Source organism: Frankia tisae (assembly GCF_025403405.1).
Classification (GTDB): Bacteria; Actinomycetota; Actinomycetes; order Frankiales; family Frankiaceae; genus Frankia; species Frankia tisai.
On the sequence record NZ_JANEZT010000228.1, the window covers coordinates 1 to 10,965 of the forward strand.

11 protein-coding genes are annotated in these 10,965 nt (G+C 72.4%); 3 read left to right on the plus strand and 8 right to left on the minus strand.

Annotation, left to right across the window (positions count from 1 at the left end; all coding sequences use genetic code 11):
* On the minus strand, positions 1-277 hold a 277-nt coding region (locus NBZ85_RS20200), incomplete at its 3' end, for a phosphotransferase (RefSeq protein ID WP_261562408.1).
* A gap of 155 nt (positions 278-432) precedes the next feature.
* Positions 433-969, minus strand: a complete 537-nt coding sequence (locus NBZ85_RS20205) for a P-loop nucleotide/nucleoside kinase family protein (RefSeq protein ID WP_261562409.1) — start codon at positions 967-969, stop codon at positions 433-435.
* 400 nt (positions 970-1,369) lie between these two features.
* Here NBZ85_RS20205 and NBZ85_RS20210 point away from each other — a divergent pair, with 400 nt between their 5' ends.
* Positions 1,370-1,561, plus strand: a complete 192-nt coding sequence (locus tag NBZ85_RS20210) for a VOC family protein (RefSeq protein WP_261553892.1) — start codon at positions 1,370-1,372, stop codon at positions 1,559-1,561.
* Here NBZ85_RS20210 and NBZ85_RS20215 read toward each other — a convergent pair.
* The 3 genes from NBZ85_RS20215 to NBZ85_RS20225 form a co-directional block, all read right to left on the minus strand.
* Positions 1,486-2,886 (minus strand): hypothetical protein, encoded by a 1,401-nt coding sequence (locus NBZ85_RS20215; RefSeq protein ID WP_261553891.1) that lies wholly within the window; start codon positions 2,884-2,886, stop codon positions 1,486-1,488. The two genes, NBZ85_RS20210 and NBZ85_RS20215, sit on opposite strands and share 76 nt — an antisense overlap.
* A 167-nt stretch (positions 2,887-3,053) precedes the next feature.
* Complete coding sequence (locus NBZ85_RS20220) at positions 3,054-3,323, minus strand: hypothetical protein (protein WP_261553890.1); 270 nt, start codon at positions 3,321-3,323, stop codon at positions 3,054-3,056.
* A gap of 186 nt (positions 3,324-3,509) precedes the next feature.
* The gene (locus NBZ85_RS20225) at positions 3,510-3,758 is read right to left on the minus strand and encodes a hypothetical protein (protein ID WP_261553889.1); all 249 of its coding nucleotides are present in this window, start codon (positions 3,756-3,758) and stop codon (positions 3,510-3,512) included.
* 287 nt (positions 3,759-4,045) lie between these two features.
* Here NBZ85_RS20225 and NBZ85_RS20230 point away from each other — a divergent pair, with 287 nt between their 5' ends.
* Positions 4,046-4,573 carry a DUF1003 domain-containing protein gene (locus NBZ85_RS20230; protein ID WP_261553888.1) on the plus strand — a complete coding sequence of 176 codons (528 nt, stop codon included), beginning with the start codon at positions 4,046-4,048 and terminating at the stop codon, positions 4,571-4,573.
* Between the two features lie 35 nt (positions 4,574-4,608).
* Here NBZ85_RS20230 and NBZ85_RS20235 read toward each other — a convergent pair whose 3' ends face one another.
* The gene (locus NBZ85_RS20235; protein ID WP_308205195.1) at positions 4,609-4,908 is read right to left on the minus strand and encodes an aldo/keto reductase; all 300 of its coding nucleotides are present in this window, start codon (positions 4,906-4,908) and stop codon (positions 4,609-4,611) included.
* The gene (locus tag NBZ85_RS20240; protein WP_261562410.1) at positions 4,905-6,581 is read right to left on the minus strand and encodes a DUF2142 domain-containing protein; all 1,677 of its coding nucleotides are present in this window, start codon (positions 6,579-6,581) and stop codon (positions 4,905-4,907) included. Before NBZ85_RS20240 ends, NBZ85_RS20235 begins: the two co-directional genes overlap by 4 nt.
* Positions 6,582-7,107: 526 nt before the next feature.
* On the opposite strand from NBZ85_RS20240, the gene NBZ85_RS20245 reads away from it, so the two are divergent.
* On the plus strand, positions 7,108-9,735 hold the full coding sequence (locus NBZ85_RS20245) for a SulP family inorganic anion transporter (RefSeq protein ID WP_261553886.1): 2,628 nt from the start codon (positions 7,108-7,110) through the stop codon (positions 9,733-9,735).
* Here the strand turns inward: NBZ85_RS20245 and NBZ85_RS20250 are convergent.
* The coding region (locus NBZ85_RS20250; RefSeq protein WP_261562411.1) for an ATP-binding domain-containing protein at positions 9,732-10,965 on the minus strand (1,234 nt) is incomplete at its 5' end. The genes NBZ85_RS20245 and NBZ85_RS20250 overlap by 4 nt on opposite strands.

Below are 10,965 nucleotides of genomic sequence, written 5' to 3' on the forward strand. Positions count from 1 at the left end.
GGCCAGGGGGGGCGCCGCGAAAAAAGTTGTGGGTCCCGGGCGGCGGTCCGCCGACGGGATTGACTGCCCGCAGGGCGGTGATGAAACGCCCCAGCTCGACGGCGAGGTGGGGCGGATCGGTGACCGGCTCGGCGAGCAGGCTCTCGCCGTCGAGCCATCGGTAGACCGACCAGGTCCATGGGTAGCCCTGGTCGGGTCTGCCCCGGCCCAGCGGGACCGGGACGGCCAGTGGCAACAGTGGCGCGAGCCGTGACAGCCACCGCTGCTCCTTGTCCACCTACTCGGCCGCCGCGGGGATACGGGGCAGGCGCGTCCACTGCGGGAACTGCGCTGCGATCAACCGGCGGACCTGGGGAGTATCGATGTCGATCTTGTCCGTGTGCATCTTCCCGTCAGATACGGGACCTTCTGGAATGAAGCGGCTCGGCGTGGTCAGTTTACTGGCCGGTTGAGCCAGAGATCCAGGATCTGGGCGGCGGTTGCGGTGGCGGTCTGGCTGGTGGTGTCCAGGACGGTCACTCCCAGCTGGTCACTCCCAGCGATCGCTTCAAGCTGCCGGGTGCTGCGGGCCAGCTGCGCGTGCGCACCTGAACCGATCTCTCTGCGGTGTATCCGGCTGGTCAGAGTTGGTAGATCTGCGGTGAGGCGGATAGTGGCGATGTCTGCGCCTGGGACCGCGTCCGCGATCCAGCGCAGCTCGTCGGCGAGTGTGGCGAAGACGCCGGTGAGCAGGAGCCGGGTGTGGCCGAGGGCGGCGAAGTTGGCCCAGAGCGCGCCAAGATTGCGGCGGGACAGCTCGCTGGTACTCAGTCCGGGAGGTGGCCATGGGTGGACTCGATCAAGTTCATCACAGTCGATCATGGCGTGGGGCACGTTGAGGTCGGCAAGTTGATGAGCGATCTCGTAGGCGGTCGAGGATTTACCGACGCCCGCCGCGCCGCAGACCAGCAGGATGCGGGTAGCTGACACGGGTTGGATTCTAGGGACGTTATGGAGGCAGCCGCCAGTGGTTTTTGCTCCATGCCCGCGTCAGCGGCGGACGGTCCAGTGGCGCGGGTCGGTCGCCGCCGGGATGTAGCGGCAGGTCAGGCCGGTGGTGATGGTGGCCTGTAGCTCGGCGCCGAGATCGGCGTCGGCGGCGATGACCGCGTCCAGGGTGCGCCGTGGGCGCGGCCGTGACCGCGAGCGGCGCTGTGACCCGCTGTGCGGCTCGCCCAGGTCAACAAGGGCAAGATGGACCGGCGTGCTTGAAATTCATCTCTACGACGGCACCGCGTCGCGTTTCGAGGTGCCCCGCGCGCATCTTGGTGGCGCGCAGAAGGCCGCGGCCGTGCTTTCCCGGAACGCCTAACCGACAGGAATATTAATAATGACTACATTTCCCGCCTTCACCCACGTCGCCGTCACCGTGACCGATCTGGCGGTCAGCGTGCCGTGGTACACCGCCCTGTTCGGCGTCGACCACGGCGGCATCGTCGACGCCCACTACGGCAGCGGCCTGTCGTTGCGCGACCCGGATGGCATCGCGCTGGAGTTCTTCGCCCCACCGGCCGGGGCCTGAGAGCGGCGTCGGTACGCGACGAGGCCGCGGCCCACCGCACGGCCGAGCAGGAACAGCACGAACAGCATGCCGGCGGCTGGCAGCGCCAGGACGACGGCGGCCGCGGCGTCGGCGGCGCCGGTCAGCACCTGCCCGCCACCGATCGCCGAACCTGCCGGCTCGAGCTGCGCCCAGACGGCCCGCGCCGTGCGGGGCAGGACGAACGGCACGGACACGAGCAGCATCAGCAGGTTGACCACGATCGCGGGCGCGGCGAGCAGCGCCCAGGCGGTCACCACCAGCCGAGCCCGCCGGGTCAGCCCGGTCAGCCGCGTGCCGCTGGCCAGGCCGACGGGTCCCGCATCGCCGGCTCGGGCCGCATGCCCGCCGGCCGCGGGCCGCCCGATCGGCGGGCGGCGCCGGCCGGGCAGGGCCGAGCGCAGCGCCGGGACCATCCGGCTGAACAGGTCGGGCACCCCGGCGAGGTCGCCCATGATGTAGTAGCCGTCCAACCGGACGAACGGTGCGAGCTGGCGGGCGGCGTCGAGGTGGGTGAGCACGATCGCGGTCACCAGGACCTCGGCGTGGCTGACCGCGAGCGCGCCGCACAGGACCAGCGCATACAGCCCGTTGAAGTAGATGCCGCCGAGGTCGGTGCGCAGCCGGCCGCGCCGGCTGAGCCGGTAGGTGTCCGTGACGTCGGTGAAGAACGCCGGCCACACCAGGTACATGCCGAAGCCGATCACCCCGGGCCTGGCGCCGCCGTAGCGGCAGGCGGCGGCGTGCCCGCATTCGTGGATCAGAGCGCCGGCCAGGGCCAGCCCGACCACCGCCAGCATCAGCGCCGGGGTGGCGAGTACCGCGGCCGCGCTGTCGGCGACGCTGTGCCGGCGAAACGCCCAGAGGTCCGCCGCGACCAGCGTGGCGAGCAGCCCGGCGACGGCCGCCGGCCGGAACAGCACCGCGAGCACCCCGCTGATCCGTGCCACCACCGGCGCGGGCAGCAGGGTCCGCCGCCCGGCAAGGGTGAACATCGCCGCTGCCCGGGGACTCGGGGTGGCGCCGCCGACGGCGGCGATGAGGCCGAGCGGCATCAGCCGGTCGGCGATCAGGTAGCGGACGTCGGCCCCGCTCACCGCCCGGCCGTCACGCGCCGCCACCCGGCCGGCGATCGCCTCGACGTCCCGGGTGCCGTCGGCCGCCGCCAGAATGCGCGCGAGCAGCTCGGTGAGCGCGACGACCTGGCCGTCGCCCCGGCGGGCGAGCTCGACCGGCCGGTCCAGGCCGGAGCCGGCGAACTCGCCGAGCAGGGTCAACCCGTCGGCCCGGCGTGGCCGGGCCGGCACCGGTCCAGGCCCGGCCGCACCGGCCGCGGGCCGGTGGGTTGCCGGCGGCTTCGCATCATGGCCCGGCTCCCCGACGAGGGGCTGGCCCCCGCGCCCCGGACCCGTCGCTGGAACGGGGCCGGGACGCGGGGGAAAGTTGATCATCTTGGCCGTCCGTCGCAGGTCGATCAGTGGTTGTCGATCTGAAAGATGATGTTGATGCTGGGTACCAGTGAGATGAGGATCGGCAGTATTCCGCCGAGGATCTGCGGTTCGCCGTGCGCGTCGATCTGGGCCATGTTCGACCAGGGTGAATTGATCGGAAAGAAGGTGGGATCGAATTCTTTCCGGCCGATCTCCAAAGCTGCCAGGGTCAGGCGGTCGGGCAGCAGTTCCGCCTGCTCCAGGGGAAATCCATGACGTTTTTCGTCAGATCCGTCCTCAATTTCTTCCTGCATTCTTTCCCCCGTCTTGATCCAGTCTTCATGACTGCTCTGACGGGTGGAACGCTAGTCGCGTCAAAACGCGATGGCGAGGATCCGAGCTGGGCGTGTCACGTCATGCTCTGTACACGGTCGAATATTACTCGCCGCATCGCCGCATCGTGTATTCAAGGAGCGTGGCTATCGTGGCGATCACGGAGGTCACCACTGGTTCACCTGGCTCCAGCTGTTGACGATGGATTCGACGAAGGACTGGTTGCTGTAGGCGATCTCCGGTTCCGAGTGGTTCTCGATGTAGGAGTTGTTGCTACCCGGGGAATTGACCGGGTAGTTGCTCGGGTCGAACTCGTGGCGGTTGATCTCGACGGCGGCGAGGGTCAGGCGGTCGGGTAGCAGCTCCGCCTGTTCCCGGGCCAGCTCCGCGGCGTCCAGCCCACTGCCGGTGCTCATCATCTGGCTCCGTTCGGATCACTCGGCCGCGCGACGGTCGCGCGACCGTCACGCGAATGCGCGCCGGATGAGAAAGGTCGGCAGGGAACGGAGGGTAGCCCCCGCGGCGGCCGGCCGGCACCTCCGGACTGTAGGAGTTCCCGTGACCCTCCGCAACACGACGGTGTCGCTTGCGTTCTCGAGCGGGATCGGGGTCGGGCCGCCCAGGGAATCGGGACGCAGAGATCACCCGCGGCCGCCGGGGGGCGGCGCCGGTGCGCGGACCTTCGGACATCAGCATGTAGTTCATGAGTTCTCCCGCCGACGCCCACGATCAGCATCGACGCCCCGGTGCGGACGGCCGCCCGCGGCCGCGTGCCCGGATCCGCAACGAACGGGTCGTCTTCACCCGGATGAGCTCCTCGCAGGACCGCGCGGCGGACCTGATCACGTCGTTCGCGGGATCGCTGCCCTTCGTGTACCTGCACGCCGTCTGGTTCAGCGGCTGGATCCTGCTCAACGAGGGCGTGTTCGGCGACGCCGGGGTGTTCGACCGCTACCCGTTCGGGCTCCTCACGATGATCGTCAGCCTGGAGGCAATCTTCCTGTCGACGTTCGTCATGGTCAGCCAGAACCGGGCGGGCACCCGCCAGAACCTGCGCGCCGACCTGGACTTCGAGACCAACGTGCGCTCGGAGGTCTGGTCGGTGCACATCGGCCGCGCCCTCGGCCTGGATCCCGAGGAGATCGAACGACACGTCCAGGAGATCGTCACCCACGCCCGCGCCGAGATCAGCTCCGGCCATCCCTCGCCGCAGGACCCCGACCGCTTCTGATCCGACCGCTGGCCCACGAGGGATCCGGAGGCGAATCAGCGGGGCGCGGCCCGGCCGTCGAGGGGGCCCGGCGCGGGGCCGGAGACCTCGTCGCGGCGGGCGGCGATGGCGCGCCCGACGATCTGCTCCGACTGCCCGCCGCTGTAGATGTCGCCGCTGTAGATGTCGGCGGTGTCGATGAAGTTGTGTCCGGCATCCAGAAAGGCGTTGATGATCCGGGTGGCCTCGGTCTCGTCGCAGGACGCGAGGCCGACCGCGCCGAAGTTCATCGCGCCGAGGCACGCCTGGGAGACCGTGAGGCCGGAACGGCCCATAGTCCGGTAGTCCACATTCACTCCCGCTCGGTTGCGTAGCTGTCGTCGGTTGCGGTCGGGTAGGCGGTCAGGTCGCCGGTGTCGGGCCCGCCGGCGGTCGGCGTCCCGGGTGTGGCCGGGGCCGCGCGCAGTCCGGTCAGGGCGAATCCGACCAGGCAGAGGGTCCCGGCCACAGCGAGGGCGAACCACGGTGACCAGCCGCCCGGAGGGTTCCACTGCGACCGCCCGAGGAACCAGACGGGGCCGCCCGTGCCGACGGCGTAGCGGCGGGCGTTCGCCCACAGCCCGACGAGGTGGACCGCGGCGACCGCCAGCGGCACCGCGACCTGGAGCGGCCGGCGGACCGCCGCGGGCAGTCGCGCCGCCCGGCGGGTGACGATCTCCCCGGCGGCGAGCGGCAGCAGCACGGCGAGGGGTAGCAGGTACCGCCCATACACCGGGAAGCGAGTCTGGCGCAGCACCACGACGTCGAGGCCGATGGCCACCACCGCGGCGCCGACGAGCACCGCCACGAATCCCAGCCGGGCCCGCCACGGGCCGGCGGCGAGCGCTATCAGGGCGAGGACGACGACGGCGAGCCACCAGATCCGGTAGGCGTATGTGGGCATCGGCAGGCTCGCCCAGCCGAACACCCCGACCCACTGCCGCACCCAGGCGTCGGCGTCGTGAGGCAGCCGATGCAGCCCTTCGGTGACCAGCGCCCGGCGGATCTCCGGATGCGGCTGCATGGTCCGCTCCCACAACGCCGTCGCCGCGACGCCGCCGGCGGCCAGGCCCAGCCAGAACACCGGCCACGCCCACCGCGGCCGTTCGCGGCGAGCGCGGCGGCGGACGCCAGCCCGAACGGCCTCGCCCGCCTCGCCCGCCACGGCCGGTGGGGATCCGCCGCCATGGGCCCGCCGCTGGGCGAGCACCAGGCCGACGAGGGGGGCGAGCAGCACCCAGGCTGGTCCGGTGGGCCGGGCCAGCGCCAGCAGCGCGCCGACGACGCCCACCGCCGGCCAGGCCCAGCGGGGCGGACCCGCCTCGCGGCCCATCCGCAGCACCAGCGCGAACAACGCGGTGGCGGCCGCGATCTCGATGCCGTTGGTGCCGAGCACGGAGCCCATGAACAGCACCATGGGCGACGCGGCGAGCAGCACCCCGGCGACGGAAAGCGGGCCGGCCGGGCCATTCCATGCCGCGGCGACGGCGACGGCGAGCAGCGCGGCCACGAGGGCCGCGGTCACCGCCCGGCCGGTGTAGAGCGCGCCGAGTGCCGTGTGGGTTCGCGCCATCGCCGCGCCCGGGACGGCGTAGACGTACGGCTCGTAGGTCCCGACGTAGCTCAGGGCCCGCGTCGCCGGTGGGCGGGAGTGTGGCCGGTCCAGGCAGCTCACCGACAGCCAGTTGCGGAACAGGTTGCAGGGGAAACCGGCCCGACCCGGGTCGAGACCGGCCGGCAGCTGGAAGACCCGGCTGTTGCGGTTGATCCAGTCGATGCGCTCCGGGGCGCCGGGCTGCGCGCCGAACGCCGGATGGGTGAGCCGCCCCGGTGTGCCCGACCACTGGCCGGTACCGGCGCCGACCTCCTTGACGAAGTTCGCCGGCTCGTCCGGCCCGAAGCCCGGCGCGTTGCTGCCGACCCATGCCGCGAGCAGCAGGCCGAATCCCGCCACGAGCAGAAGCCGGGCGAGCCGGCCACGACCGTGCATGCGCGACGTCCCCCGCCCGCGCCCCGGCGGGCGCGCCGACTGCCGTCCGAGGCGTCATTCTCACCCCATGTCGCGACAAGTATGGGCGACTGCGACGGAACGGTCACCGGGTGGGCGCCCGGTGGTGACCCGTCGGCCCCCGTCGCCCGCTCTTTCCGGGGATGGCCGAACGGCCACAGGCTGCCCTTTCTATAGCCTTATGTCGCAGATGTCCCGTCCATTCTTCCTGGGGTCGCCTGGCCCCGATGTCCCGTGTTGTTGGTCCGGCCGATACCTGGGACGGCGGCGGGCGTTGCTGTCCAATGGTTACGCGTGAGTGGGTTGACCATCACAGAGTGAAACTCGTCCGCGGCCCGGATCGTTGGGTTCGGTGCAGTACCCGTCACCTTCCGCGGCAGACCAGGTGGGCTTCCGGCCCCGCCGGCTGCTGGTAGTGATCAGCATGAGATCCCTCGGCAACGACGCCGCCTTTGGGCCGCCCGTTCGGGTGACCCCCATCATTGCGCCGATCCACGAGGAGTTGGACATGACCGCACCGGTTACCCCACCGCCACCGCCACCGCCGTCGCGGCACAGCCACTCGCCGCCCGTCACGGCAAGCTCGGGCAGCTCGGACAGTCCGAGCGGCCCGCGTGGCTCGCACCGGTCCCGGCGGGCGGCCGGCCCCCGGGGCGGCTGGCGGCCCGACCTGCAGGCTTCCCTCGTCGTCTTCGTCGTCGCGCTGCCGCTGTCGCTGGGCATCGCCGTCGCCTCCGGTGCCCCGGTCGCGGCAGGCCTGCTCGCCGCGGTGGTCGGCGGCATCGTGGCGGGAGCCCTCGGTGGCGCCCCGTTGCAGGTCAGCGGCCCCGCCGCCGGCCTGACCGTGATCGTCGCCGATCTGGTCAACACCTACGGGTGGCGGGTCACCTGCATGATCACGGTGGGCGCCGGCCTGCTGCAGATCCTGCTGGGCCTGTGTCGCGTCGCCCGGGCCTCCCTCGCAGTCTCACCCGCCATCGTCCACGGGATGCTCGGCGGCATCGGCCTTACCATCGTCCTCGGCCAGATCCACGTCGTGCTCGGCGGGAAGGCCGACAGCCACGCCTGGGACAACATTCGGGCGATACCAGAAGCGATCATCAGCCCGCACGGCCCGGCGACTGCCGTCGGCCTGGTCACGATCGCGACGATCCTGCTCTGGCCACGGCTGCCCCACGCCGTCCCGGGCATCCTGCGCCGGATCCCGGCGTATCTCGTCGCCGTCGTCGTCGGCACCGCGTTCGCCGCCGCCGTCGGTTTCGATGTTCCGCGCGTCGACCTGCCCGCCTCGCTGTTCGACTCCATCGCCCTGCCCGAGCTGCCCGACGGAGACTGGTCCGGCATCGCGCTGGGGATCTTCACCGTGGCGATTGTCGCCAGCGTGGAGTCGCTGCTGTCCGCCGTCGCCGTCGACCAGCTCGCCACCTCGAAGGGCTGGCGGGGGCCGCGCGCCGACCTCGACCGCGAGCTGCTGGGCCAGGGCGCGGCCAACCTCGTCTCGGGCCTCGTCGGCGGCCTGCCGATCACCGGCGTCATCGTGCGCAGCTCGACCAACGTCGTCTCCGGCGGGCGCACCCGCGCGTCGGCGATCCTGCACGGCTTCTGGGTGCTGGCGTTCGCTGTGTTCCTCGGCTTCGCCGTGGAATGGATTCCGCTGGCGGCCCTGGCGGGCCTGCTTGTCGTCGTCGGGCTGCGGCTGGTCGACGTGGCCCACCTGCGCCACGTCCGCCGGCATGGCGAGCTGCCCGTCTACGTGGTGACGCTGGTCGGCGTCGTGTCCCTGGACCTGCTGCAGGGCGTCGCGCTCGGGCTGGTCACCGCGCTCGGCCTGATCCTGCGCCGGGTCCTGTGGTCGAGCATCCGCCTGGTGCACAGTGACGGAGTCTGGCAGGTGGAGGTCGAGGGGACGCTGAGCTTCCTGTCGCTGCCGCGCCTGGCCCGAGTCCTCGGCCGGATCCCGCCCGGCGCGCCCGTCTCGATCGAGCTCATCGTCGACTACCTCGACCACGCCGCCTACGAGCACCTGCGCGGCTGGTGCGCCAACCATGAGGCGTCCGGCGGGGTGGTCAGCATCGACGAGATCGGCCAGGTCTGGTTCCGCCGGGTCGACCATGCCGAGCGCCGCCGTTCGGTGACGCCGAACCTGCCGCGCTGGTTCGCTCCCTGGTCGCAGTGGCAGGAGGTGGAACAGTCCGCCCACCCGCTGGAGGGCACGGCCGACGGCGCGCCGTCCGCGGCCGTCCAGGTCGACCATGTCGGCACGATGCTCGTCGGCGTCAACGAGTTCCACCGCCGAGCCGCGCCGTTGCTGCGCGGCACGTTCGACGGCCTCGCCGCCGGCCAGCAACCCTCCGCGCTGTTCCTCACCTGCGCCGACTCACGCATCGTTCCGAACATCATCACCAGCAGCGGGCCCGGCGACCTGTTCACCGTCCGCAACGTCGGCAACATCGTCCCGCGCAACGACAGGCACCGCCCGCCGCTTGGCCGGCCCCTCGCCCGCGAGCTGGGCCGGCTCGGGTCGTCCAGCCCGACCGGGGCCGGCATCGGCATGGCCTCAGGCGTCGGCATGGCCGCCGGCGTGAGCATCGCGCCCGGGGTGGAACTGCCACCCGGCGCCGCCACGGGGTCGCGTTTCGGCCTGCCGGTGTCCGGCGACCTGTCCGTCACGGCCGCGCTGGACTATGCCGTCGACGTGCTGCGGGTGCCCGCGATCGTCGTCTGCGGCCACTCCGGCTGCGGCGCCATGAACGCGCTGCTGACCGGTGCGCTGCACGGTCAGCCGGAGTCGGCCCTCGCCGGCTGGCTGTCCCACGCCGCCGCGTCGCTGACCCGCACGCCCCCGCCGGGTACGGAGGACCTTGCGCCGATCGAACGCCTCGGCCGGGCCAACGTCGCCCAGCAGCTGGACAACCTGCGGGAGCACCCGGCCGTGCGCCGGGCCCTCGAGGACGGCACGCTGGAGCTTGTCGGCATGTACTTCGACATCGGCGCAGCGCAGATCTCGGTCCTCGACGAGGAGACCGGACGCTTCGTCGACCCGGCGGAGGCGAGGACGAAGTCCCTCGCCGAGCAGGGCCCGGGCGGGCGCTGGGACACGCCGGCACGCGGGCGGAAGCTGCCCTCGGCGGGCTAGCCGGCGCTCGGGCGTCCATGTCCCCGCGGCCCGGGACTGCCGTCGGGAACATGGACGTGCGCCGTGCCGGCCGGAGAAAGGCGGGCGAGCATCCCCGGCACCTCGCCGGTGTGCAGGACGCCGAGGGACCGCGTCGCCCGGGTCAGCGCGACATAGAGATCGTGCGCGCCGCGCGGAGACTCGGCGAGGACCCGGTCCGGGTCCGCGACGAGCACCGTGTCGAACTCCAACCCCTTGGCCTGGCGGATCCCGAGCACGACGACCGGCGCCGACAGCCGGGCACCGTCGCCGGATTCGGCGTCCGGCACGGCGGATCGCACCGCGGCGGTCAGCTCGGTGAGCCGCCCCGCCGGCACCAGCACGGCGAGCTGGCCGGCCGCGCCGCCCGCCGACGCCTCGGCCGGCGCCTCGGTGCCCGACGCGCTGGCGGTGGCGCGGCCCGGCCGGCCGGCGGCCAGTCGGGCCAGCTCGGCCAGGACCGTGCGGGCGAGCACCGCGCCGAGCTCGCCGTCGGTCACCCGTAGCCGCCAGGGTTCGGCACCGAGTGCGCGCACCGACCGCGGCGGCTGCTGCGGCGGGCGCAGCGTCGCGAGCACGTCGGCGGCCACCGCCATGATCTCCGCGGGAGTGCGGTAGTTCACCGTCAGCGACTCCTGGCGGGGCCGCGCGCCGGTTGTGTAGGGAGCGAGAACGCGTTCCCACGACGTCGTGCCGGCCGGGTCGCCGGTCTGGGCGATGTCCCCGACGATCGTCATCGACCGGGTCGGGCAGCGGCGCATCACCATCCGCCACGCCATCTCCGACAACTCCTGCGCCTCGTCGACGACGACGTGCCCGAACGTCCACATCCGGTCCGCCAGCGCCCGCTCGGCGATCGTGCGAAGGTCGGCGTCCTCGTGCCGGTCGGCGAGCCGGCCGGCGTCGATCAGGTCGGTCGCCATCATGATCTCGGGGTCGTCCTCGACGTCGCGGGAGATGATGTCGAGCACACCCTGGGCGTAGGCCACCCGGGCCAGCCGGTCGCGTAGCGCCGCGGCGCGGGCCGCCCGGTCATCCTCCCCGAGCAGCTCCGCCGCCTCGTCGAGTAGCGGGATGTCCGCGGCGGTCCAACCGCCTGCCGGCCGCAGCCCCGCGTCCGCACCGGCTTCGTCGCCGTCCGCCGCCCCGTCCGCGGTGCCGGGATCGCCGACCCCACGCCCGCTGCCGGCGCCGGCGCCGTCGGCACCGGGG